At 33.0% G+C, this 23,987-nt stretch carries 26 protein-coding genes; 13 read left to right on the top strand and 13 right to left on the bottom strand.

Translation table 11 applies throughout. The features are described from left to right. Positions 1-35 precede the first annotated feature (35 nt). A complete protein-coding gene (locus FNE73_RS04680; RefSeq protein ID WP_143883602.1) occupies positions 36-482 on the bottom strand; it encodes a KTSC domain-containing protein in 447 nt (148 codons plus the stop codon). Between the two features lie 319 nt (positions 483-801). On the opposite strand from FNE73_RS04680, the gene FNE73_RS04685 reads away from it, so the two are divergent. From FNE73_RS04685 to FNE73_RS04720, 8 genes are all read left to right on the top strand, one after another. Next, positions 802-2,232, top strand: coding sequence for a tetratricopeptide repeat protein (locus FNE73_RS04685; protein WP_143883603.1), 1,431 nt, complete (start codon positions 802-804; stop codon positions 2,230-2,232). 127 nt (positions 2,233-2,359) lie between these two features. Then, on the top strand, positions 2,360-2,998 hold the full coding sequence (locus tag FNE73_RS04690) for a hypothetical protein (RefSeq protein WP_143883604.1): 639 nt from the start codon (positions 2,360-2,362) through the stop codon (positions 2,996-2,998). A gap of 77 nt (positions 2,999-3,075) precedes the next feature. Beyond that, positions 3,076-4,272 carry a hypothetical protein gene (locus FNE73_RS04695; protein WP_143883605.1) on the top strand — a complete coding sequence of 399 codons (1,197 nt, stop codon included), beginning with the start codon at positions 3,076-3,078 and terminating at the stop codon, positions 4,270-4,272. Between the two features lie 74 nt (positions 4,273-4,346). After that, on the top strand, positions 4,347-5,273 hold the full coding sequence (locus tag FNE73_RS04700) for a hypothetical protein (RefSeq protein WP_143883606.1): 927 nt from the start codon (positions 4,347-4,349) through the stop codon (positions 5,271-5,273). Positions 5,274-5,276: 3 nt separating this feature from the next. Further along, on the top strand, positions 5,277-6,257 hold the full coding sequence (locus FNE73_RS04705) for a hypothetical protein (protein WP_143883607.1): 981 nt from the start codon (positions 5,277-5,279) through the stop codon (positions 6,255-6,257). 86 nt (positions 6,258-6,343) lie between these two features. After that, a complete protein-coding gene (locus tag FNE73_RS04710) occupies positions 6,344-8,791 on the top strand; it encodes a lectin-like domain-containing protein (protein ID WP_143883608.1) in 2,448 nt (815 codons plus the stop codon). Positions 8,792-9,037: 246 nt separating this feature from the next. Next, on the top strand, positions 9,038-10,450 hold the full coding sequence (locus tag FNE73_RS04715; protein ID WP_143883609.1) for a hypothetical protein: 1,413 nt from the start codon (positions 9,038-9,040) through the stop codon (positions 10,448-10,450). Positions 10,451-10,491: 41 nt separating this feature from the next. After that, positions 10,492-11,028 carry a hypothetical protein gene (locus FNE73_RS04720; protein ID WP_143883610.1) on the top strand — a complete coding sequence of 179 codons (537 nt, stop codon included), beginning with the start codon at positions 10,492-10,494 and terminating at the stop codon, positions 11,026-11,028. Positions 11,029-11,127: 99 nt separating this feature from the next. Here FNE73_RS04720 and FNE73_RS04725 read toward each other — a convergent pair whose 3' ends face one another. Genes FNE73_RS04725 through FNE73_RS04745 form a run of 5 tightly spaced genes read right to left on the bottom strand, consistent with a single transcriptional unit; the run spans position 11,128 to position 13,981 of the window. Further along, positions 11,128-11,526, bottom strand: coding sequence for a hypothetical protein (locus FNE73_RS04725; protein ID WP_143883611.1), 399 nt, complete (start codon positions 11,524-11,526; stop codon positions 11,128-11,130). 12 nt (positions 11,527-11,538) lie between these two features. After that, positions 11,539-12,087, bottom strand: coding sequence for a hypothetical protein (locus FNE73_RS04730; RefSeq protein WP_143883612.1), 549 nt, complete (start codon positions 12,085-12,087; stop codon positions 11,539-11,541). 25 nt (positions 12,088-12,112) lie between these two features. After that, positions 12,113-13,033 (bottom strand): TIGR01777 family oxidoreductase, encoded by a 921-nt coding sequence (locus FNE73_RS04735; RefSeq protein ID WP_143883613.1) that lies wholly within the window; start codon positions 13,031-13,033, stop codon positions 12,113-12,115. Positions 13,034-13,040: 7 nt separating this feature from the next. Continuing rightward, the gene (locus FNE73_RS04740; RefSeq protein ID WP_160811663.1) at positions 13,041-13,382 is read right to left on the bottom strand and encodes a hypothetical protein; all 342 of its coding nucleotides are present in this window, start codon (positions 13,380-13,382) and stop codon (positions 13,041-13,043) included. A gap of 2 nt (positions 13,383-13,384) precedes the next feature. Further along, entirely contained in the window at positions 13,385-13,981 is a 597-nt protein-coding gene (locus FNE73_RS04745; protein WP_143883615.1) for an HPP family protein, read from the bottom strand. A 299-nt stretch (positions 13,982-14,280) separates the two neighbouring features. On the opposite strand from FNE73_RS04745, the gene pnuC reads away from it, so the two are divergent. Both pnuC and FNE73_RS04755 read left to right on the top strand, forming a co-directional pair. After that, positions 14,281-14,874 (top strand): nicotinamide riboside transporter PnuC, encoded by a 594-nt coding sequence (gene pnuC, locus FNE73_RS04750; protein ID WP_143883616.1) that lies wholly within the window; start codon positions 14,281-14,283, stop codon positions 14,872-14,874. 251 nt (positions 14,875-15,125) lie between these two features. After that, a complete protein-coding gene (locus FNE73_RS04755) occupies positions 15,126-16,136 on the top strand; it encodes an acyl-CoA dehydrogenase family protein (RefSeq protein WP_143883617.1) in 1,011 nt (336 codons plus the stop codon). 68 nt (positions 16,137-16,204) lie between these two features. On the opposite strand, the gene FNE73_RS04760 is transcribed toward FNE73_RS04755, so the two are convergent. From FNE73_RS04760 to FNE73_RS04785, 7 genes are all read right to left on the bottom strand, one after another. Beyond that, entirely contained in the window at positions 16,205-16,753 is a 549-nt protein-coding gene (locus FNE73_RS04760) for a hypothetical protein (RefSeq protein WP_143883618.1), read from the bottom strand. A gap of 81 nt (positions 16,754-16,834) precedes the next feature. Beyond that, the gene (locus tag FNE73_RS04765) at positions 16,835-17,518 is read right to left on the bottom strand and encodes a hypothetical protein (protein ID WP_143883619.1); all 684 of its coding nucleotides are present in this window, start codon (positions 17,516-17,518) and stop codon (positions 16,835-16,837) included. Positions 17,519-17,639: 121 nt separating this feature from the next. Then, on the bottom strand, positions 17,640-18,263 hold the full coding sequence (locus FNE73_RS04770; protein WP_143883620.1) for an FEKKY domain-containing protein: 624 nt from the start codon (positions 18,261-18,263) through the stop codon (positions 17,640-17,642). Positions 18,264-18,402: 139 nt separating this feature from the next. Then, positions 18,403-19,116 carry a hypothetical protein gene (locus FNE73_RS04775; RefSeq protein WP_228429870.1) on the bottom strand — a complete coding sequence of 238 codons (714 nt, stop codon included), beginning with the start codon at positions 19,114-19,116 and terminating at the stop codon, positions 18,403-18,405. Positions 19,117-19,119: 3 nt separating this feature from the next. Then, positions 19,120-19,257, bottom strand: a complete 138-nt coding sequence (locus FNE73_RS16675; RefSeq protein ID WP_185147287.1) for a hypothetical protein — start codon at positions 19,255-19,257, stop codon at positions 19,120-19,122. A gap of 151 nt (positions 19,258-19,408) precedes the next feature. Then, positions 19,409-20,071 carry a hypothetical protein gene (locus tag FNE73_RS04780; protein ID WP_143883621.1) on the bottom strand — a complete coding sequence of 221 codons (663 nt, stop codon included), beginning with the start codon at positions 20,069-20,071 and terminating at the stop codon, positions 19,409-19,411. 292 nt (positions 20,072-20,363) lie between these two features. Next, positions 20,364-21,380, bottom strand: a complete 1,017-nt coding sequence (locus FNE73_RS04785; protein ID WP_228429871.1) for a serine hydrolase domain-containing protein — start codon at positions 21,378-21,380, stop codon at positions 20,364-20,366. A gap of 269 nt (positions 21,381-21,649) precedes the next feature. Between FNE73_RS04785 and FNE73_RS04790 the strand changes: the two genes are divergently transcribed. From FNE73_RS04790 to hisS, 3 genes are all read left to right on the top strand, one after another. After that, entirely contained in the window at positions 21,650-21,982 is a 333-nt protein-coding gene (locus tag FNE73_RS04790) for a single-stranded DNA-binding protein (RefSeq protein ID WP_143883622.1), read from the top strand. A gap of 24 nt (positions 21,983-22,006) precedes the next feature. After that, entirely contained in the window at positions 22,007-22,465 is a 459-nt protein-coding gene (locus FNE73_RS04795; RefSeq protein WP_143883623.1) for an HRDC domain-containing protein, read from the top strand. 138 nt (positions 22,466-22,603) lie between these two features. After that, the gene (gene hisS, locus FNE73_RS04800; protein ID WP_143883624.1) at positions 22,604-23,971 is read left to right on the top strand and encodes a histidine--tRNA ligase; all 1,368 of its coding nucleotides are present in this window, start codon (positions 22,604-22,606) and stop codon (positions 23,969-23,971) included. The last annotated feature ends 16 nt before the right edge of the window (positions 23,972-23,987 follow it).

Here is a 23,987-nt window from a genome sequence, read left to right on the forward strand (position 1 = left end):
CTCTGAAAGCCTTAATTTGTTTCTTGAAAAAAAAATTAATCTGCCATTACTTCGCCTGATTTTCTGTACAGAAAATTTCCGTAGATATGTCTTCTTGCAAAACGGCTTGGAGAATCAGAATTAACCATTTTAATATACGTATTTCTGGGTACTCCGATGTATTCAAACATTTTCCCATTCAAATGCTGTACTTTCAGAATTGATTTTTCCAGATAAAAATCTGTAATGATTGATTTTGTAATGGTTTCTGTATATTCCTCTTTGTACTTTTCCTGAGTTTCTTCGTTAATGCTTACCAGAAAATGGTAGGCTTCAATCACAGATTTGCTTTTCTCCTCTGCTTCAATTTTTCCTGCCTCATTATTGATAAATTTATCAGGATGAGTATCCTTCATTACATTTCTGTAAATATTTTTAAGTTCCTTCAGTGTAACATTTTTATCAACTTCTAGAAGCTTTCTGTATTCGCCTAATTTTTTCATATGGTTGAATCCTTATTTCGGAATGCAAAATTAAGCTTTTTTAATTGATAAACTGTAAGTTATGTATTTTATTAATAATGTGTTTCTAGAGTCTTAGATATTGTAATGTATAATTAACGTAAATTTAATATTACGGGAATAATTTTTTATAAATGATACTTTTTTCAGAAAAAAAACCAATATACCACAATTTTGAATTAAATTTGCAAACCACCTTAAAGTTCTAGTATTCTTAAAAGAGATTGTCCGTTTTCTAAACGGTCTCATCATATATCACCATTTCACAAGCTTTATTTGCACGACATAAAAACGAAATGTGATGATAAAATTTAAGCTGTTATTTTTACTGATACTTTTTTTTGCTAAAGTAAATTCGCAGAATTCTTGTGTGATATTGGATTCTTTGATGATGAAAGAGCCTGATAAAATGCTGGCTGATAATATTTCCAGACAAAAAATCATCAACTGGAATCTATTGATGATGAAAAAGGCTCAAAAAGAAAATTGCAAAAAGGCAATAGTTTGGGGGAATATTAATCTGGGAGTACAACATTACAATCTGGCAAAACCGGATATAAGTCTTACATATCTTAATAAGGCTAAAACGCTTGCAGATGAAATATCTGCTGATAATGAGACTTATAGCAGGATTTTTCAGGAGTTTTCACAAACTTATTATACATTGGGAATGTACGATGTTAGTTTAAAATACAATTCCAAAGCAATGTATTATGGAAGAAAAATTACAAATATTAAATATAAAAACTGGTTTTTAAGTTTTGTTTACAATTCTCGTGCAAGTAATCTGATACAATCAAAAAAAGATTCTGCTCTGTTTTATCTACATAAGGCATCAGCTGCTTTAAAAAATCCCGTAACATATTCAGCTTTAGCAGGATATTATATTAATAACAATATTCATACAGATTCTGCCAGGTTTTATTTGAATAATGCTGAAAAACTTTTTAAAGAAAAAAAAGTTAATCCTTACAATTTATCTGTATTGTATTATCGTTATGCCTGTTTATATGCAAATGAAAAAAACAACGAAAAATCTCTCGAATATCTGGAAAAATCTCTCGATTTAGCATCCAACGGTAAGAACAGACAGCATCTTTTAAACGTATATAACCTGCTTGGAGAGATGTACAGAAAAACTGGCGATATTGATAAAGAGAAAAAAATACTGGAGGAGTACAAAAAATTTAATGATTCTTATAAAGATGCCCAGGCAAAAAGTGTTGATATAACAATACAGAATTTAGAAAAAGAATTGTCAGAGAAACAAGATAAACAAACTAAAAAAATAATTATTATTTCTTCAGTTTTATTATTAATCTTGTCATTATTACTTCTTTATTATAGTAAAAACAAAAGAAGATCTGTTAAATTGGAAAATACTATTGATGAAGTCTTTACAGTTGCTGAAAAAAAAGAAGAAGTACTGCCTTCTGTTACCTTGGATGAACTGTATGAATCTGCAAAATCAAGAGATCCTAACTTTTATAATAAATTTCAAATCTTTTATCCCGAATTTTTCAAAAAACTTACAGAGTTCAATTCTGATTTACAAAAAAATGAACTTCATATTCTGGCTTATATTTATTTAAATTTTGAAACAAAACAGATCGCTGATATTCTTCATTTGTCTACAAAAACTATTCAGAATAAAAAATATAATATCAGAAAAAAGCTCAATATGCAGACTAATGAAGATATGTATATATGGTTAAAGGTCTTTTATCAATAAAATTACAGAGTTTTTTGATTACGTAACTGTCTAACTTTCAGTATTTTATTTTGTAGGGTAGATTAGGGGTAGGCGTTTTTTTTGTTTTCATATTCTGCTTTTATTTCTTTGCATCAGATATACACAGATGCACAGTTGGAAAAAAAATATTACGGCAACAAAACATTACACTGTTTTTACAACAGTTGTAGTGTTTTTTGTTTTTTTGTTTCCTGCTTCATTATTTTCACAAAAGGCTAATCCCGACTCACTTACTCAAAATAAAGAATTAAAACCGGCTGCAAAAGAAAAACTTACTTCCGATAGAAATGCCATAGTAAAATCTCAGGATTCTAATCCTGTCTTGTATGTAAAGGAAGGGGTTACAGTGTATAATTTTGATAATATCAATAATATACGTATTGTAGAAATTCGGGAAAATTCTGAAAAACCTGTAAGAGTTGCTAAGATTTCGGTTCATAAAAAACAGAAAAAGAAAGAACATATTAGAATAGCCGTAAAAAAGGCTACTGTACCGAATAAGTTTACTTATAAATCATTTCCCAATCATTCTCGTTTTACTGTAGAAAGTTTAGTAAAAAACGTTGCTGTAATCATCAGTAATAGCTCCAATCATAAGAATGTTTCTGGTCTTGCTACTATATATACTCCTTTTATTGCTTTTTATGCAATTCCAGAAAGTAATTTTGGGGAGAATTCTTTTTTATATTACAATATAGTCTCACAAAATAATTTTGCGAGACCTCCTCCTGTGAAGATTTCATAAAAACGATCATTTTTTAATTATTCAACATACTAATATGTTGATGAGTTATTTATTGTTTAAAAATTAAAAATAATTAAATGAAATCTCAGATCTTTATCTTATTATCACTTGCTGTATCTTCATATGCATATTCTCAAACAGGAAGAGTAGGTATCAATACCGAAAATCCGCAAAATACCTTTCATATAGATGGGGGAAAAGATAATCCTCTAACCGGAACACCATCGGATGCTCAGCAAGCAAACGATATAATTATTACCAACGATGGCAAAATTGGAATCGGAATGACAGTTCCAAAAAATTTGCTGAATATCAGCAAAAAAGGAAATGCAACAGGGATAGTAACTCCTTTTGTAGATGGAATTACCATTACAGCTGATACAAATAGCCCTGGTTGGTCTGGTCCCGGTTTATATTTAGAGGGCGCAAATGCTACAGCAGGACAAAAGCTTTTTAAATTAAATTATACCAGAAATACAGCCGGAAACTCTTTCTTAAACTTTCAGGCAGTAGCAGATGATGCTTCTAACAGTACTAGACAAATTATGTCTGTATACCATAACGGCAATGTCGGGATTGGTGGCAATCCTAATACTACGCCTGCAGCAGAGAGACTTGATGTGGTTGAAGGTAATGTAAGAGTAAGAACCATAAATACTAATGTAGGTGCAACTACCGACAAAGCAGTAGTAGCAGATGCTACCGGAGTTTTAAAAACAGTAAGCCTACCGGCAGGAGCACTTATAGGTGATATAAAGCCAGGTTTTCAAACCGGAGATCATTCTGGCTGGGTAAGATTAGACGGCAGATTAAAAAGCAGTTTATCTGCATCTCAGCAAACGGCAGCAACTTCTTTAGGTTTCGGAACAAATTTACCCAATGCAACAAATTCTTATTTATCCCAAAACGGCACAACACTCGGAAGTATCAGCAGTGCCAACACCAAAGTGATTAATCAAAATAATCTTCCCAATGTAACTTTGGGTGGGAACACCAATACTGTACAGCCTGCTATAAGATATGATATTAAAAATGGTTCGGGAGCTAATCAGGCACAAATTGCTAATGGTCCATCAGTTACTTTTCTGGCTGCTGACGGCACCAATGGTATAGGGGTTTATAATGACGATGTGGTTAATAATAATATTTTATCTCAAAATTCTCATAACCACACGATCACTACTGAAAGTATAAATGGGGGAGTAACACAGCAGGCACTTAATATTCAGCCACAGACAATGAGCGTTAATATGTTTGTTTATCTAGGACAATAATTTAATGAAAAAATACTTACACTATCCCTGTCAACCACAGGGATAGTATGATAACACAAAATTTATAACACAAAATGAAAAAAACAATTTTATCACTATCAATAGTGATATCAGGAATTCTTTCTTCTCAGGTAGGAATCAACGAAAACAATCCATCTGCAACATTAGACATCAAATCCAAAGGAAACACCAGCGCAACAAAAGCTTTGGAAATCAATAATTCTGATGCCAAAGAACTGGTCACCGTATTAGACAATGGCAATGTAGGAATAAATGTTCCGACACCAACAGCAAAACTGCATACCGATGGAGGAGTACGATATGAAAATCTACCACAGATAAGTACAGGTATTACTCCTATTGCAATAGATGCCAATGGCTATGTAGGCACTTATGTGCCATCGGTACTTTATTCTTATCTTACTATTGACAACACTCAAGCTGTAGATAGTTTTCCTTTGGCCAGTAATACTTCATTTACTCTACTACCTTTTCTCACTTCAGGAATCCAAAATAATCCTTTGGGTGTTTCCATAGGAACAGACACAAATTCTATGCTTACCAGAACCAATGGAACTAATATTATGGGAGTAAATGCACGTTATATTACGATTCCAATTCCGGGTGTTTATAAAATTAATTTAAATTATTATACCTCTTGTTCAGGAAATAGGACAGGAAATAGTGGCGGTGTAAATCTCTTAGGAATAGGAACAGGTATCTACAAAGCGAATTCAGGAAGCACTAACTATTCAGAACTTACTACCATTCGATATAATGCTTTGCCAAGAAGAACAGATGCAGGAGCTTTGGCGACAGGATATTATAATTATCCATTTGCTCACAATATTTTTTCTATTGTAGAAACTACTACAGCCAATGAAAAAGTGGCGTTTTTTGTGAATTGGGGAACTGGTGATCAGTATAGTGGTGACTCCTGTACATTTCCTGCACCTGCTGGTTTGGATAAGAGGGTAACATTAATTATTTCAAAACTGTAGAAGATGAGAAATGTTAATATTATAGCCTGTTTTTTTCTATTTGGATTTACATTTGCACAAAATGATAAAGTAGGAATTGGTACAGAGACTCCGTCTGCAATGTTGGATATTGTTACAAAAGGAAATAATGATGCTGCGAAAGCTTTAGAGATTAATAATTCTTCTAATACAGAGCTTTTAAAAGTAACGAATGACGGGAAAGTAGGAATTAATATAGGTGCAAATATTCCTGATGCACTCCTTCACATTAATTCCCAAGGAATAAAAAATATCAGACACCAGAATTTACCTGTACTTAACGAAACAGATTATACACCTCCTTTTAACAATTTAGGTGTATCTTCTAACGGTAACGCCGTAGGAATTCCTACCACAGTAAAATATCTCTATTACCAAAATGGAAGTGCATTTCCTGCAACCTATAACAATACTAATAATACAGGTGGATTTTCATTGTCAAATACAAATCAATACATTAATTTACCCATACGAAATGATGCTGGTCTAAAAGGTGATACTATCGGAATGACCTTTGGTACAGATACAAACGCTACCATCAATGGTCAGTCGGTAAGCAACGTGCAGTATATTACGATTCCGGAGCCGGGTGTTTATTTGTTTGAATTTTATGGTACAGCAAGATGTAACAGATTTAATGATACCCAAAACTACACATTCAACGGACAAATTGAAGTCAATACCATTTTTGCTTCTGCAAGCGGAACGATTTATACTACAGACACTATTTTTAGAGGCAGACTAGATGGGATGAGGAATGATAGTGGCAGTACTTTTAACACATCATACAGTTTAGCAAATCCTCAAACTCTTACTGTAGCCTACCAGACAACACAGGCAAATCAAAAAGTAGCGTTGTTTTTTAATTATGCAGGTGGTGATAATGACTTCAGTAAAGACGAGTGTCTATTCAATATTCCTGCAGGTTCAAACTTCAGTTATTATTTTATTATAACAAGATTATAAATTTCAAAACAACATATTCTAGTTAAATGAAATTCTATTAAAATAAAAATTAAAGAATAGTTCTTTTAACGAAAAAAACAAAAAAAATGAAAAACAAAATTTTTATACTTATTCTAAGTATGATGAGCGTAATTGGATATGCTCAGTGTGTCCCATCTGCCACCAATCCTGATTCAGACGGTGACGGAATTGCAAATGTCTGTGATTTAGATGATGATAATGATGGGATTTTAGATACAGTAGAATGTCCTACTGTAAATAATAAACCTCTTTTTCACCTTTTTGATTACACCCCTACAAATTTAGCTGATCCTTTATGGCTTTATAAACAGACAAATGGTATTGCTTCAGCATATGTTTGTGCGAGTGGTACAGGTTGTAGCACAGCACCAAATGGACAACCTTATTTAAATGCTAATGTAACAGGAACTGTTGATAACTTAGCGTATGATGATGGTAAATATTATATCATAAATTCTGCTGGTAATTTGCTTTATTCTGCCAACATCATAACAGGAAACTTTGTCAACCTAGGGAATGCAAATATTGGCAGCGGTTATAAAAATCTGGGTTATGATAATGGTGTATTTTACCATTGGAAGAGGATTGGTACAACCAACAATATAGAACTATATCGTACAACCAATCCCGTATCTGTTCCATGGACTTCTTTAGGTACAATAGTAGGAGGTACATATACTTTTGGAACCGGAGGTTTCAATTATTTATTGAAAGATATTGCTGTTAATGATGGTGTTTTCTATTTTTTGTATGACGGTACTGATGTCCCTACTGATGAGTCGTACAGTAGTGTTCGCTCTATAGTTTATTCAAACAGTGCTCCTACGACTGCTGCTTCTAGTTGGCAAAATTTAGGTTCTGCCAATTTTGGTGTAGATGTTTACAATATAGCTTATGGCTCTGAAGATGTATTAACTCTCTGTGATACTGATGGTGACGGAATCCCTAATCATTTAGACTTAGACTCTGATAATGATGGTTGTCCGGATGCAATTGAAGGTGGTGCGGCTTTCACATCTACTAATCTTGTCAACTCTTCAATGTCGGGAGGTAACTCTGGTGCTACAAGCGGCACTTTCAATCAACCAATTACTCAGAATTTAGGTAATACCGTCAATACAACTTCCTCTTCAACGCGTTATGGTGTACCTACTGTTGCAGATTCAGGACAGACTTTAGGAACTTCACAAACTGCGAATCCTGTTTTAGCGGCAGGAACTGCAGGAACAAATCAAACTATAACTTCAGGAAGCACACCAACAGCGTTATCGTTAACAGGTGCTACAGGAAGCGTTCAATGGCAGCTTTCTAATGACAATACTACATTTACAAACATTTCAGGAGCAACTAATACAACTTATGCTCCGGGAACATTAACGGCTACAAGATATTACCGTGCAATTGTTACCAGTGTTGGTGGATGTACTTCGATAAGCAATACGGTAACAATTACCGTAAATAATCCTTGTTTAATTTCTGCAACTAATCCTGACTCAGATGGAGATGGTATTGCTGATGCATGCGATTTAGATGATGATAATGATGGAATTTTAGATTGTGAAGAAAATCTTTTAAATAGACCAGTTAATGAATTTTTTAAGATTAACGGTAATGCTCAGATGGTTAATAGTACAGAGGTACGATTGACACAAAATGCACAGGCACAATCAGGACAACTGTGGTCTTATGGAAAAACAGATTTTACAAAAAGTTTTACAATTTCTTTTCAGGCTTATTTAGGTGCTGATAATGATGGTGCTGATGGAGTTGCTATTGTTTTTCACAATGATCCGGCAGGAGTTAATGCTACTGGTCAGATAGGATCTGGTATTGGGGCAAGAGGTATTCAAAACGGAATAGTTTTAGAACTTGATACGTTTGAAAATTGGTGGGAGCCAATTTCAGATATTACTGCAGACCATGGTCATATATGGCGATCTAGTAATCAAGCTTCATTATCAACCCCTGTCGCTTTGCCAAATTTAGAAAATGGTGCATGGCATGCGGTAATTTTAACTTGGAATCGTTCAACAAATACGCTTTCTTATACTGTAAATGGCACATTGGCAGGATCTTATACAGGAGATATTATTAATTCTATCTTTGGAGGAGCTAATAAAGTATATTTTGGTTTCACGGGATCAACCGGAGTTTTTACCAATGAGCAAAAAGTAAGGTTTTCTCAAACCTGTTCCTTACCTTTTGAACTTGATACCGATGGTGACGGTATTCCTAATCATTTAGATTTAGACTCAGATAACGATGGCTGTCCGGATGCAATTGAAGGTGGTGCGGCTTTCACATCTACTAATCTTGTTAACTCTTCAATGTCGGGAGGGAACTCTGGTGCTACAAGCGGCACTTTCAATCAGCCGGTTACTCAGAATTTAGGAAATACGGTCAATACAACCTCAACCTCTACAAGCTATGGTGTGCCTACTGTTGCAGGTTCTGGACAGACAATTGGAACTGCGCAAACGGCTAATCCCGTTTTGGTGGCAGGAACAGCCTGAGCCAATCAGACCATAATTTCAGGAAATACGCCAACAGCGCTTTCATTAACAGGAGCTACAGGAAGCATCCAATGGCAGGTTTCTACCAACAATACATTATTTACAAATATTTCAGGAGCGACCAATGCTACTTACGCTCCGGGAGCATTAACGGCTACGAGATATTACCGGGCAATTGTTACCAGCGCAGGTGGCTGTACGGCAATAAGTAACACGGTAACTGTCAATATTACAACGCTTTGTAGCGTGAGCACTTTACAGCCAACAGTTTCCGGTACGCTTACCAATACCTGTCCTGCCAATTTTGCAGATTTGAACACAACGTATTCAGGAACTCTGCCTCCAGACTCAGAGATGAAATGGTTTACGAATAATACCCATAGCGGAACAGCATTAACATCGGTGCAGGTTTCAAAAGCAACTGCAGGAACTTACTATGCATTCTTCTATGATACAGTAAACAATTGTTACAGCAATGCTTCTGCGCCTGTAACAGTTACGATAACTCCTTGTTGTCCGTCTTTTACAAGTTACAGTACGACGGGCTGGTCTGCAAGAGTATTTGATGCTCCTGCCGGAACTGATGCTTGGACAGAGATCTCAAATGCTAATAACTTTCCTACGAGCAGCTATTCTCAGGTAGCTACATTTAATTATAATGTAAAAGCAGGAACCAGTGATGCTTACAGTATAGATTTTCAAACATTAGGTACAGGTTTAATGCCTTCTAATCCACAAATTCAAAATTATGTCGGAACTCAGATCAACAATGATCCAAGCTGGCCGGTTGGTGATCCCAGAATTAATGAAGATTATGCTGTTTTATTTAGTAAAACGGTTGCGAGTGGAGAAGAAGGAACTTATCAATATGATTTAACGTATGGTGATGATCATATCTTTATTTATAAAAACGGTGTGAAAATTAATCAAATGGATAATGCTTACTATCTGTATCCTTTTGTCAATTTTGCAACGGTAAACTTAGCGGTGGGTGATGTTATTTCTGTTCTGATGGTAGAGGAGTTTGAGTTCAATACAGAAGTACAGATATTTGCCAATAAAATTCCGACAGTACAAAATATCACCAATACCTGTCCATCTACAACGGTTAATCTGAATGATGCCTATACAGGAAATACTGCACCCGGAGCAAATCTTGTATGGTTCAACAATAATACGCATAGCGGAACGGCTTTAACGGCAGCACAAGTTGCCAATGCTGGTGCAGGAACTTATTATGCTTTTTATTCTAATGGTTCAGGATGTTACAGTCCAGCTTCCAATGCAGTAACGGTCACTATTAATAGTTGTGTTTGCTACAGAGATCCTGTAAATAACGGAAGCGGAACAGAAACAAAAATGGGAATTACATTATTAAAAAGAGCAGGAAGTAATGATCCAAGTAATTGGCCAATGGTAAGAAAATCGGGACATATCGCTCTGGAATCTAATACACAAGGTTTTGTAGTGACAAGAATTGCTAAGGCAGATTTAGGAAATATTACCAATCCACAGGAAGGAATGATGGTGTATGACACAACAGATAAATGTCTGAAAATATATTCTGACAATGCCTGGAAATGTTTCAGCACGCCTGCTTGCCCTGATGAAAGCCCAATTCCGCCTGTAGTTAATCCCAATACTTCTCCTCAAACTTAAATCTTAATTGGATTGATTTAAATTATTAATACAACAAAAAAATGAAAAAAATATATTCAACAATTTGTCTGGTCATAGCATCTCTTTGCTTTTCACAGGTAATTATAGGTAACAATATAGGAACGACCAACGACAAAACATCCGTTTTATTAGAATTTGCTGACCAAAATAAAGGTATCATACTACCTTACAACCGAACATTACCTTCTGGTTCTGGCTTGGTGGAAGGAACAATTCTCTTAGATGCTACAGATCCGGTCAATGCTAAGGTAAAATATTATAATGGCACTTGGCAGGATTTGAGCAGTGGTAACGGAGCAAATGTAAGTTCTTATTTGTCGATACAACCTTCTACAATAGAAGATACAACAAAAGGTGCAATTATAGGTGCTCCAACATCTTCAGCAAACGGTGTACTTATCTTGGAATCTGCCAACAAAGCAATGGTTTTACCAATGGTAGAAGATACAGACAATATTCCTGATCCTGCTCCTGGAATGATGGTGTACATCAACAAAGCAGGAGCTAAAAGATTAGCGATTTTTAATGGTTCTAAATGGACTTTTTGGAAATCATAATTGTATTAAAGCTTAATAAAAAAGAGGATAAATATTTATCCTCTTTTTTTGTTATCAGTTGAATAAACTGACGTATTAATCGTTTGATTTTCAATGTAATTATATAAAAGTCTTTTTTGAACGTTGATATTCTGCAAAAGCTTTATAACTTTCAGAAAATCCGAAATGATAAATAGCATCAGCATATACAAATATCATTACATATAAAGGAATTTCCTGAAGAGGAGAAAAATTTGAAGAAAATATAAATGAAACTGCCATAATGACGGCGAGTGAGAAAAGAATGAGAGACACCGTTCTTGCCCATTTTTTACCAATGAAAACCAGATACATCAGTCCACAGGTAAGTATAAAGCGGATAATCTGCGAAATAAGTTTTAAAAGCTTAAATTCCGGAACAACAGATTGATAAATATAAATAGAGTAGAGACTGACCAAAAGTATACTGATGATGACAGCAATTGTTCTTTTCCTGCCTCGTTGCTGTAGTGATGTCAAAAGATATAATATTTAATTTCCGATGTATGAAAGTTTCGATCCTTCTATAAAAGTTTCCAAAGGCATTTCTTTTGTTGCAGCATTATTAATGAGTTCAAAATAATACACTGAATTTATTTTAAGACGATGATCTCTGAAATCAGTTTTAAATCTTTTTACTTTTATATTTTTGTTGCCACTGCTAATCTCTGAAGCATTACTTAGTTCAATATTATTGACATCAAAGGCAGCTCGGGGATCTTTCTGTAGCTTCAAAAACCTTCTTTGGGTTTTGTCTGTATTTTCATCAAGAAATTTCTGCATTTGGTAATCGGTCATAAGCTGTGGATAGATAAGCCCTTGTTTCAGGACAGAAGTAATGATCTTATCTTTGTTATCATAGTAAACCGTTTTGTTGTCAAAAACAACCGCTTTTTCCTGCATATTGATCTTTCCGGAAAATCTTTGATAGTTTTTCTTTTTATAATGATTTTTAAAATGTTCCACTGCTTTTATGTCATTTATAACGTCTGTCTTTTGAGCGTAAAAGCATAAAGACAGCAATATAAACACTATCATCATACATTTGTTTTTCATAACCATTGTATTACTTTTTATGTTCTTGTTTATTTAATAAATCTTCCAATGTTTCTTTCAGATTCGGAAACTTGAATTCATAGCCTGCTTTTTGTATTTTTTCAGATGATGCTCTAGACCCTTCCAGTAAGACATTTGAAAGTTCACCAAAAATTAATTTCAGCATAAAACCCGGAACATTCGGCATAAACAATGGTCTTTTCAGCACATTTGCAATCGTTTTTGTAAATGTTTTATTGGTTGCATGTTGCGGTGATGAAGCGTTAAAAGCTCCTTCCATATCAGGGTTTTTTAAGGCAAATTCATAAATTCCGCAAATATCGTCAATGTGTATCCAAGGCATATATTGTTTCCCGCTTCCAATAGGTGAACCAAAGCCTAATTGTATCGGGATCATCATTTTACTGAGTGCGCCATCATTTTTAGATAAAACAACAGCAGTACGGATTTTCACAACCCGTTCTGCCATATTTTCGGTTTTGAACTGGTCTGCAGCATTTTCCCATACAATAACGACGTTGCTGAGAAAATCGTGTCCGGGAGGATCATTTTCGGTAAATATTTTTTCGGAAGTTATGGTGCCGTAATAATTAATCCCGGATGCAGAAATAAATGATTTTAGTCTGATGTTTTTTTGCTTTAAGTATTCCAGAATAAGATTTGCAGATTTCACCCTGCTCTCAATAAGTTCTGTTTTACGGTCTTCACTCCATCTTTTTTCAGAAATATTGGCTCCTGCAAGGTGGATGATGTGATCTACATTTTCAAAAGCTTTTTCATCTGCAATATTATTTTCCAGATCCCATTCAAACTCATTTTCAGCCTCTTTTTTTCGGGTAAGAAATCTTATAGAATAGCTGTTTTCCAGTTTTTTTGAAAGTGCTCTTGCAATAGCTCCGCTGGCTCCTGTAATGAGTACAATTTCTTTCATTGTGAAATTAATTTTTAACGATTAAAACAAAATCTTCTTCCAGTATTTTGTATCCCTGGTCGTAAATAAATTTGTATTCCGAACCGTTTTTATAAATTTTTAAATTGGTAAAGTAATTAAAATCAAAACCTAAGCCATCAAGCTTCTTTTTCGGAATTTTTGTTTTCCCTTCTGTATTGATTTCGCTCAGGATTCTGTAGTTTTTGCGCAGTTTATTGTTTACGTTGCGCATCAGGTTGGTAGAATCTTTATTTTGTTTGTTATTGTAAGCGTTTCTGCATGCATCGTTGCAGAATTTTTTATCAGATCTTCCGATAATTTTTTCGCCGCATTCCATACATTCCATAATCATTAATTTTTCAATTTGTGTTGATGTTTTTTCCTCAGCATATTTTTTATTCTGCTGTGATTTGGGTAAGTTCTGTTTTGGGTTAAATTGTTGAATACCAATGCAACTGCCAAAAGTATAATACATCCCGAAAGAACAGGAGAAAGTACATACCAGTATCCCAGGTCAGGAATTTTTCCTGTTGAACTTACCGCAATAAGTGCTGTAGCGCCACCTGGAGGATGCAGAGTCTTTGTATACTGCATAATGACGATAGAGGAGGCTACCGCAAGGGGAGCAGACAGCCAGATAATATCCGGAACAAACTGATAAACAGTAACTCCTGCCAAAGCAGATAATACATGACCGCCGATCAGATTTCTCGGCTGTGCGAGCGGACTCTGGATCGCTCCATAAATCAGTACGCTGGATGCACCGAAAGACCCGATAAGAAATATATTTTCCTGCTCAAATAAATATTGCGACTGAAGAAATGCAATAATGCCAATTCCGAAAAATGCGCCTAAAAATGACCATAAATGTTCTTTTTTGTCAATCAGCGTTTCACGGTAAATTACATATTTTGAAACTCTTAATGTTCTTTTTATCGTTTTTTTCACAACTTTATTTGAGCTTTAAAAATACAAAAATATCCGTTTGTAAACGGCTAATTTAAAGAAATAAAAAAATATGCAGATTAAAATTTCTTACGCTGTAATTCCACAACGGGTATTTAACAGTTTAAAAAAATCAAAAGATTTTCATTTTCCAAAAAAAAGTCTCACATTTGCGCCATCAATGGGGTGCTGCAATAGCGGCTGAGATGATACCCGGGAATTTTTTTCACACCTGATTCGGATAATGCCGACGTAGGGATTTTTTGATTTATCATCTCATCATTTAATTTATATAAGTTAATTTGATGCAGGAAATTTTACAGCAGACTACATGGCAGGAATGGCTCGGTGTTGTCTTTTCAGTATTTCAGGTGTTATTGGCACGAAAAAATAACTCCAATAACTATCTTTTCGGAATTGCCGGAATTTCACTTTCGCTTTATGTGATGTTTTTCGCAAAACTTTACGCAGAGTTTACCTTAAATCTCTATTACCTCGTCATGAGCATTTACGGATGGCTGTACTGGAAATTTGGTAAAAAACAAAAAGAAACAGCGATTTCAGAAACCACCAATCATGAGAAAATAATTACGGCAGCAATTGTAATTGGGACATTCTGCCTTTTCTGGTATTTTCTAACCCGGTTTACAGATTCAGATGTTCCAATTTGGGATTCTTTGGTCAGTGCTTTTGCGTGGGCAGGAATGTGGCTCATGGCACGAAGAAAAATAGAAAACTGGATTTTACTGAATATGAGCAACATCATTGCAATTCCGTTGTTGATCCACAAAGGTCTTTACTTGTATGCTGCTTTAACGGCTTTTTTATTCATCGTGGCGATCTTTGGTTACTTAGAATGGCGGAAAATTATTAAATCGAAAGTGGTCGTTGCGTAATCTTTAAATGAATAAAATAATTAAACGCAAAGATTTAAATAAGAATCAAAGATTGCGACACGTCGCTTGATGAAGCTTCAAAATAGATGCACGTTTAAAATTAATTTTATTGATTATCCTTTGCTGACTGGAATAAGCAGAGTGTAAAATAAATGTTTGCGTTTAAAATAATTAAAGTCAAACACGGGTTTTATTAATCATAAAAATTTTCAAGAGAATGATTAAAATCCATCCATACTAATTTAAAAGATATGTTGAGACCTCAGGAAATCAGAATTAAAATGCAACAAGTTTCAGAAGTTCCTGCTGAAATTATTGAGCAAATTCATCAGGAAAGACTGCTTCAGATCTGGGTTCCGAAAATATATGGCGGATTGGGATTGCGCTTGAATCAAGGTTTAAAAGTGCTTTTTAACTGGTCAAAAATTGATGGAAGTCTGGGTTGGATGTTAACTTTATGTTCGGGAGCCAATTTTTTTTCAAGAAATTTAAAGCCTCATATCGCAAGTAAACTTTTTTCGGATCATAAAACCTGCTTCGGCGGAAGCGGAATGATTGGCGGAACAGCCGAAAAAGAAACTGACGGAACTTTTTTAATCAACGGACTGTGGCATTTTGCAACCGGAGCACCTCATTTAAGCCATTTTACATTAAATGCAAAGCTTACGGATAATGAAATTCCTTTGCTGGATGAATCAGGAAATAAAATGATTCGGTCATTTATTATTTCTAAAAATCAGGCTGAAATTATCCCGAACTGGCAATCAATGGGAATGAAAGCAACTGGAACCTATTCTTTTAAGGTTGAAAATGTAAAAGTTACAGAAGATTATAGTTTTGTGTACGATGAGTTTTTTACGGATGATGTTCTAGATAGAATTCCGTTCAGGATTTTTGCTGATCTGACTTTATTGGTCAACTATCTTGGCATGGCTTCTCACTTTGCAGAAGAAGCTCTTAAAATTAGACCTCATCTAAATTTGGATTTATTCAATAAGAAAATAGAAGAAGCAATGAAAAAGGCTGTTGAATTTGCAGATGAAATTGAATCTCTGCTTACTAATTCTAAGTTGGTTATTTCTGAAAAACAGTCTGAAGTTCATGATTACTCTTCATCTTTAGTGGAAAGCTTATCGCATCAGATTCTTGAAATTTATTTTCAGCTGGGAATAAGAGCAAGTCACACAGATTCTGCAGTTTACCAGGTTTTTTGTGATTATTTTACAGCAACGCAGCATGCCAATTTCAGGAGGGAGTTTTGATGTTTATAATTGAAAAATATTTAAAATTATTAGACTTTCAGATTTTTTCATGAAACTTAATATGTTATTTATTCAACTTTACTTTCTAATTCAATTATTTCAGGATACTTTATCGAATAAAGAATTTTGTATTGATCTCCTTTCTGGAATTGGTTTCCATCATTAAAAATCCCCTTTTGATAAATTTCATTTTCGGAGGTTTTATATCTGAAAATTGCCCAAATTTTCCAGCCTCCTCTTGTATATCTGCTTTCAAGGTCTATTACTTCGGCAATCGTTTCATCATTTGGTTGTGTATAGAGTATTTCTTTTATTCTTTTTTCAGTGAAATGTCCGGTAACAATAATTGAGAAGATAATTCCAACGACACTTAATGTTATTATTCCGGTATTTTTTATCGTTTGGTTCAGCCACAGAAATTTATTTGAAAAGAATTTTGATTTATTAAAAGTGTAAAATTTCCCAAAAATTGAAAAAATTACTATAAGCCAACCAAAAAAGAAAGTAAAATAACTTATCATCCTTAAAAGATCACTGTCTTTATATCCCAAAAAATAAGTTACTGAAAATCCAATTAGGATTAATAAAATTCCAAAAACTATAGTTTTATTTTTCACTTTAATATATTGAGAACTTTTTAAAATTGTCGGAATGTGACTTAAATAAACTGTTTAAAAGTGTTATAAATTTTTTTTAATCTACTTTTGAGAATATTTTATTGGAGGCAGTTTTTCATATTTCTCAATGTATTCCCAAATGTACTCCATATTAGGTAGGAAATATCCATCTTTTTCTAAATTGGCAAGTTCATTGTCTTTTATATTTCTAATGTCAAATGGTTCAAGTTTATTTTCCCGTAAGATTTCTAGACCTCTTGAAATCTCATTCTCTATTTTTGTACTTTTTGTCCAAGGATAATAGTTTATGAATATTTTTAATCGATCAAATGCAAAAATTGTTCTTTTAGTTTTTGACCAAAAAGTTTTATCATATTTTTTATTTAATTTGTTAATTTTTACGTCGTCTATAATATTGTTGAATATTTGAGGTCTAAAGAAAATGTCAATTTCAATATCGCCGAAACTCATAAAACCCTCTGCTACTTTATTCCAATTATAAAATATTCTTATTGTTCTTCCGTTTTCGGTCTTTATTAAGCCTTCATATTTGTCTATTTGCTCTTTTTGAAAATTTCTAAACTTTAAATCTTCAAAAATTTTTTTTGAAAAAATTTTGTTATGTACATTTTTCCCGACGTAATCATTTACATCAATTATTATACAAATGAATATCCAAAAAATTATAAAACAAATTAACGAAAAGACTAGTTTTTTTGATGAGAAATATATTGCAGGAAAAATAAGAATAAATGAAATAATCATGTTTATTATGTACTGATGAAAATCAACATAATATTTACCGTTTTTAATTTTTTAATGGTGATTAACTTGTTTTCCATAAAGTTTATAAGAGTTGTAATTCTGTTTTTTGGGTAAACACTTATTATTTGCAGTTTCTTTTTATTATTTCAATTTCTTTTGCCATTTTCTGTTCCCAATTTTTTCCATTTCTTTTTTCAAGATACGGTTTTACAATTTCTGCATATTTTTCTTGAGCATTAATTTCACGTTCCATTACAATACAACCTGTATTTACGAATATTAATCCATATCTTTTGTTGATACTGTCAATTTTATTTTCAGTATTTTGATTACATTCCGAAATTGTTAAACCTCCTGCATATCTGTACGTAACTCGATCATTTTTAATATCCAGATTTGCTTTATTAACGTATTCTTTTTCTAATTTGAGATACTCATTTTTCATCGTTTTATATCCTGAAATACCTTCAAATATTATAAAGGCTAAAAATACTGTATTAACTAGAGCAAAAATTCCTAAAAATTTATTTTTAAAATTCAGATTTTTAAAGTTTAAAGTCGAAATGAGGGCTGTAGAAATCGCAATTATAACTAAAATAATGATTATGTATTCAAATTCATATTTATTAAAATTGAACAAAAAATTAAATTTTGTTGGATAATTAATTCCATAAAACGTTATAATATTTGAAAAAAATATTAAAGTCAGAATTATAATATTTATTATTGTGAATTTTTTTGTCACGGCATTTTTTTATGGCTTTATCTACAGCCGTTTTCGGCTTTGTTCAGACATGAAGTTGAAATATAATGTTGATATTATTACTAAATTTCAATTGAAAAACTACACTTGAGTTTGTACTTCAGTCGCTACGTAAAACTTGCTACTGATTGTTATTCTTTTTAGTTCCATCATTATTTATAAATGTAAACTCGTGGTCTTGATTGATAATTTCTCCGCCTACTTGCAAAAAAAATTCAAACAAACCTAGCCAATCCTCAAAGTCATTTTCTTTTTCAGTATCCCATCTAATTAAACCATATTCATTTCTGCCATCACTTTTATCTATTACAACACCAAATTTATTATGAAGTGAAACTTTTGTTCCTAATAAGAACTCTTGGTTTCTTTTCCACTTGTCAGTAATACGAAAAACATTGCGCCCAATTTTTTGTCCTTTATCACCAAGCAAAATTTCCCATTCTTTTGTTGGTGTGAACCATTCCCAAATTCTTGTGAAGTCTGCAACATTATCTCCTTCAATTTCATATAGCTCTTCAATAAATTCGTTCTTGAATTTAATGAGTTCGTCATCATTTTTTTTATCTAAAATATCAATCAGAAAATTTTCTGCTTTATGCAACTCGTCAAACAATTCAAACAGCTCCCATTTTTTCCAATAGTCAATTTTGGAAATTCCGTCAGATTTACGTTTTTGAAAAAATCGTTTGTGCATAATGTTGATTTTTAAGCTTGCTAACGGTTGGCGGGTTTCGGAGCAGAAACTTTCAATTTTAGCACTAAAATTTAATTGGAAAACTGAACTTGAATTTTGCACTAAACCCGCCATTACGCAAAACCGTTGTGCTTGTTGCACAACTCAAATATACGTTAAAACTCTTATATTTAAGAAATTACTGAAATTTACTGCCCAAAAAGTGAAAAAGTAAAGCTCAGATACTGAACCTTCCAAAAGCAAAGTTTGTGCTTCTTCGGAATCTCGCAATACGTCCTTCATATCCTTGAATTAAGCGCCTCAAAATTCTAAAAAATTTCCTACTGAAAATACAGAACCTCTTTTAAAGCCATTTAAAAGAGGTTGTATACTTTTAATGATTTTTTAAAAATGAAGGTTGTGCAACGGTTACCGATGTTATGCACTGTTTTTTTTAAATTATTGTTATTACAAATGGGAAATCAACTTCTCCAATTTTTGTCGGATTTTGATTTCCTTTTGTCAATTCTACAACTTGTTTTTTTGTTTGTTCAAATATATAGGTTGCACCTACAATTTCTTCTCTAAAATATTCGTGAATGTAAATTGAAATGTCTATAATAATTTGCAGAAATAAATAGCCACTCGCACTTTCGTCAATACTTGCAGCGAAAAGATACAATACTCCTTCTTCTGATTTTAATAATGATTGATTAAACTTTAAAACTGCTTCCTCACGTGTTAATGGTCTTTTAACAATACCTCCATATTTATATTTTGGTATAAGTCTGTTTATTCTTTTTATGTCAAGTTCAAAGTCAATTATATTTCTGCAAGTTTCAAGAATATGTAATTGTCTTTTGCATTGAAATTGTATTTGTCCCGGTTGAACAAATAAATTTTCCTGCATTTGGAAAACTTGTACACCATCTTTATTTGCACCGTGTCCGATAAGCAATATAACTAAATAATCATTTTCATTTAAAAAATCAAGATTGTTGAGTGTATCTAATTCGGGTTCTTCATAAATAAATATTTCTTTGTTAAAGTCAAATGCTCCTCCTGCATTGCTACAAAAAAAGTCAATATATAATTGAATGATTTTTCGGTCATTCAATAATTAAATGTCTGTTTTGCTGTGTCCTTTGATTATTAAAATTGATTTCTTCATTTCGGTTTATGTCGGTCTTAAAATAGTGCATAACGGAAAAAGTATTGGCGAAGTGCGGGCTAAATTGGACGAAAAGTTCAATTTCGACCAATCTTAGCCGATATTTTTTCCATGAAGTAAACTAACTAAAAAACTACGAAATGGAAAAATAGCGGCGACAAAAAAATGCACAAAAGTTCAACTATAAATTCAACCCCGCATTTTGCCAATGCTATGTTATCTGTAGTGCCAATTTCTGTCAATTTTTTTGTAAGATTTTTTTAATTGCATCCGAAATTTCAAAAATTTTGCCTTTATAATTATTGCTCAAAAGTATTATATCGAAGTTCTTTTCTAAATCCGAAATTAAAATTGCTTCGTAATTTCCTGCTCTTCCATCGTGAGAATGTTCAATCATTTCTTTATTAACAAATTTTGCTTCACCTAAAGCAGATTGCGTATCTTCTTGCTTAAATCGTTGACCTAATTCAAACAAAGAATTTTTATTTATTAGCTTTTTCGAATGTAGAGATTTTAAAAATTTTAGCAGTTCTGTTGTTGTAATAAAAGTTCCTCCAATTAAGAAATCGGGATTATCTTCAACAAGTTTATTATTAAATCCTTTTGCAATAAAATTTACATCAACGATTGGGGTGATTTCTGCAGATTTCATTTTGCTCGGTTTGAAAATATATTTTTTCACATATTGTTTATATGACATTCCTGTAATTTTTTCGACAATAAACTGTCTTAAAAATACATTGTTCATATTGTAATCATATTTTGTTCCAGGGACAAAATCAAGTGTGTCAATTAATTTTAAATCTGCAAAAACATCTGGATTACTCTTAATTTTTTTCCAATTTACGTTTGGAAGTCCACTTGTATACTGTAATAAATCTTTTATGGTAACTTGACTTGACCATTTTGGTAATTCTGGAAAGAACTTGGAAACTTTATTGTTTAAATTCAGTTTTCCTTTTTGCTTTAACTGTTGTAAAGCAACCGCACTAAATTCTTTGGTTATTGATCCAATATTAAATTTATAATTAGGTGTTAATTTGATATTTTTACTAGCATCAACAAACCCAAAAGAAGAATTATAAATTATTTTGTCATTTTTAGCCACAAGAATATTACCATTAAACATCTCATTTTTACTCGACCACTCCATCAAAGAGTCGATTTTGTATTGAATTTTTTCTTGTGAATAAATTTTATTTGTAAAAAGTAGAAGAAGTATAAATAATAAAAACTTGTATTTAATATTGAGCATATTTTTATTTTTAATTATTTGTACGTAATGCTTTTATGGCATTACAGATAACATCCAAATTTACGCAATTACCAATAATTATAAACAATTACTAATTTATTTTTATTCATCTAATATTCAAAAAAATATCCATTTTCAAACGACTACAAACGAATTTAAATAGTTTTCTACCGAATAAATTTCCCAGGCTGATGAATCTTTGCAACAGAGATTTGAGAAAACAAGTGAACGTCTCTTATCTGAATTGTTAATCTAAAAAAAATAAAGTTATGTCACTAAGAAACAAAGTAACCTTAATCGGGTTCACAGGAAAAGAAGTTGAAAAGGTAAACTTCGAAAACGGAGGAATGAAAATTTCAGTTTCCCTTGCTACAAACGACCATTATACAAATGCAAAGGGTGAAAAAGTAGAAGAAACGCAATGGCATAATCTGGTTGCTTTCGGAAAGACTGCGGAGATTTTTCAGAAATATGTTACCAAAGGAAAAGAAATCGCTATTGAAGGGAAACTGACGTACAGATCATACGAAGATAAAGATGGTGTGAAAAGATATATTACTGAGATAAGAGTGGATGAACTTCTGCTTTTAGGCAGCAAATAATTCCTCAACTTTAAAATGACCGAGATGAATGTAAAAGTTTTAAAAATCAGAATTGCTGATGAATTTCTGTTGCAGGATCAGAAGATGATTGATAATTTTCTGAACAATCACGAGATTATAAAAGTGGAAACCGCTTTCGTACACGAAGAAAACTTTTGGTCAGTGGTTTTGTATTTCAACGAATATAAGACAGAGATCAGTAAAAACACGGTGAAAGATTCTAAAGCAATGAAATATTCTGCGGATGATGAAATGCTGACCAGTGATGAAATTGAAATTCTGGAAGCCCTGAAACTATGGCGTTCCGAAAAAGCCAAAGAACAAAATCTTCCGTCCTACTTTATTGCGACCAATAAAGAACTGATATCTGTGGCTAAATTTAAGCCTGCCAAAAAACAGGAATTATTGGAAATAAAAGGATTTGGTAAACATAAAATCGAAAATTATGGCGAAGAAATTCTTGAAATATTAGAAAGTGTATAATATGATTCAAAAAAGCATAAGTGATTACAGGATGCCGGAGAAATTATAATCTCTGGCTTTTTATTAATTTAAAAGTCTTTTCAAATCCTTATTTTTGCAGTCTATATCATTTATAAAACATCAATTATCATTCATACAATGAAGCCGAGCTTAGCAAAAGGAACAAGAGATTTTACATCTTTGGAAGTATCCAGAAGAAAATATATTATCAATATTTTACAGAAAAATTTTGAATTGTTTGGTTTTCAGCCTTTGGAAACCCCAAGCTTTGAAAATCTTTCAACTTTAACAGGAAAATACGGAGAGGAAGGAGACCGCTTGATTTTTAAAATTTTGAATTCCAGTATAAATGAAGCCAAAGAAGATAAAAAAATGCAGATGCTGAATGATTTTCAGAAAGCTTTAGACAAGCCTTTTAGTTCAGAAAATCTTACGGATAAAGCCCTTCGTTACGATTTAACCGTACCTTTTGCGAGATTTGTAGCGATGAATCATGGGAAACTTACTTTTCCGTACAAGCGCTATCAAATCCAGCCCGTTTGGAGAGCAGACCGCCCGCAAAAAGGAAGATTCAGAGAATTTTATCAGTGTGATGCCGATGTGGTGGGAAGTGAAAGTCTTTGGCAGGAAGTAGAATTGGTGCAATTATATTTAAAATCTTTTGCAGAGCTTAAAGTTTCCGTAACGATTCACATCAACAACAGAAAAATTCTTTCCGGATTAGCGGAGTTTGCCGGAATTACAGATAAATTAATTGATTTTACGGTTGCATTAGACAAGTTGGATAAAATAGGGAAAGATGGAGTAGTGAAGGAGCTTTTAGAAAGAGGAATTTCTCAGGAATCTATTGATAAACTGGATTTCTTATTTACTCAATCTGATGATGCTCTGGAGAATCTTCTTCAATTAAAAGAAAAATTTGCAGGAAACGAAATCGGCTTAAAAGGTGTTGAAGAATTGGAATTTGTCATTACTCAATCATTAAATCTTGGTGTTGATATTCAGAATCTTGTTTTTGATATTACTTTAGCCCGAGGTTTAGATTATTACACCGGGGCAATTTTCGAGGTGAAAGCAGATGAAGCGCAGATGGGTTCTATTGGAGGTGGTGGAAGATATGATAATCTTACGGAAGTTTTCGGAGTGAAAAACGTTCCGGGAATCGGGATTTCTTTTGGTCTGGACCGTATTTATCTGGTGATGGAAGAGCTGAATCTTTTTCCTGAAGAAGCAGCATCAAATGTAGAATATCTCTTTGCAAATTTTGGAGGCGAAGAAACTTTGGAAGCACTAAAGCTCATCATACAGCTGAGAGAGAAGGGTATTTCTGCTGAACTTTATCCTGAAAATGCAAAAATAGTAAAGCAGTTTACGTATGCTGAAAAAAAGGGTATCAAAAATCTGGTGTTTTTGGGTGAAGAAGAGATAAAAAACAAAACAGTTACTTTTAAAAATCTTGAAGCAGGAGAGCAGAAAACAGTTTCTCTGCAGGATTTTTTAGGATAATTGATCTGAAACTGAA

Origin of the sequence: Chryseobacterium binzhouense (assembly GCF_007474545.1) — a bacterium.
GTDB classification, from domain to species: domain Bacteria; phylum Bacteroidota; class Bacteroidia; order Flavobacteriales; family Weeksellaceae; genus Chryseobacterium; species Chryseobacterium binzhouense.

Excerpts from the sequence above, each read along its gene's own strand:
- FNE73_RS04680 (WP_143883602.1), bottom strand. The coding sequence starts at position 482 with ATGAAAAAATTAGGCGAATACAGAAAGCTTCTAGAAGTTGATAAAAAT.
- FNE73_RS04685 (WP_143883603.1), top strand. The coding sequence starts at position 802 with ATGATAAAATTTAAGCTGTTATTTTTACTGATACTTTTTTTTGCTAAA.
- FNE73_RS04690 (WP_143883604.1), top strand. The coding sequence starts at position 2,360 with ATGCACAGTTGGAAAAAAAATATTACGGCAACAAAACATTACACTGTT.
- FNE73_RS04695 (WP_143883605.1), top strand. The coding sequence starts at position 3,076 with ATGAAATCTCAGATCTTTATCTTATTATCACTTGCTGTATCTTCATAT.
- FNE73_RS04700 (WP_143883606.1), top strand. The coding sequence starts at position 4,347 with ATGAAAAAAACAATTTTATCACTATCAATAGTGATATCAGGAATTCTT.
- FNE73_RS04705 (WP_143883607.1), top strand. The coding sequence starts at position 5,277 with ATGAGAAATGTTAATATTATAGCCTGTTTTTTTCTATTTGGATTTACA.
- FNE73_RS04710 (WP_143883608.1), top strand. The coding sequence starts at position 6,344 with ATGAAAAACAAAATTTTTATACTTATTCTAAGTATGATGAGCGTAATT.
- FNE73_RS04720 (WP_143883610.1), top strand. The coding sequence starts at position 10,492 with ATGAAAAAAATATATTCAACAATTTGTCTGGTCATAGCATCTCTTTGC.
- FNE73_RS04730 (WP_143883612.1), bottom strand. The coding sequence starts at position 12,087 with ATGATGATAGTGTTTATATTGCTGTCTTTATGCTTTTACGCTCAAAAG.
- FNE73_RS04735 (WP_143883613.1), bottom strand. The coding sequence starts at position 13,033 with ATGAAAGAAATTGTACTCATTACAGGAGCCAGCGGAGCTATTGCAAGA.
- FNE73_RS04755 (WP_143883617.1), top strand. The coding sequence starts at position 15,126 with ATGTTGAGACCTCAGGAAATCAGAATTAAAATGCAACAAGTTTCAGAA.
- FNE73_RS04765 (WP_143883619.1), bottom strand. The coding sequence starts at position 17,518 with ATGATTATTTCATTTATTCTTATTTTTCCTGCAATATATTTCTCATCA.
- FNE73_RS16675 (WP_185147287.1), bottom strand. The coding sequence starts at position 19,257 with ATGAAGGACGTATTGCGAGATTCCGAAGAAGCACAAACTTTGCTTTTG.
- FNE73_RS04785 (WP_228429871.1), bottom strand. The coding sequence starts at position 21,380 with ATGCTCAATATTAAATACAAGTTTTTATTATTTATACTTCTTCTACTT.
- FNE73_RS04790 (WP_143883622.1), top strand. The coding sequence starts at position 21,650 with ATGTCACTAAGAAACAAAGTAACCTTAATCGGGTTCACAGGAAAAGAA.
- FNE73_RS04795 (WP_143883623.1), top strand. The coding sequence starts at position 22,007 with ATGAATGTAAAAGTTTTAAAAATCAGAATTGCTGATGAATTTCTGTTG.
- hisS (WP_143883624.1), top strand. The coding sequence starts at position 22,604 with ATGAAGCCGAGCTTAGCAAAAGGAACAAGAGATTTTACATCTTTGGAA.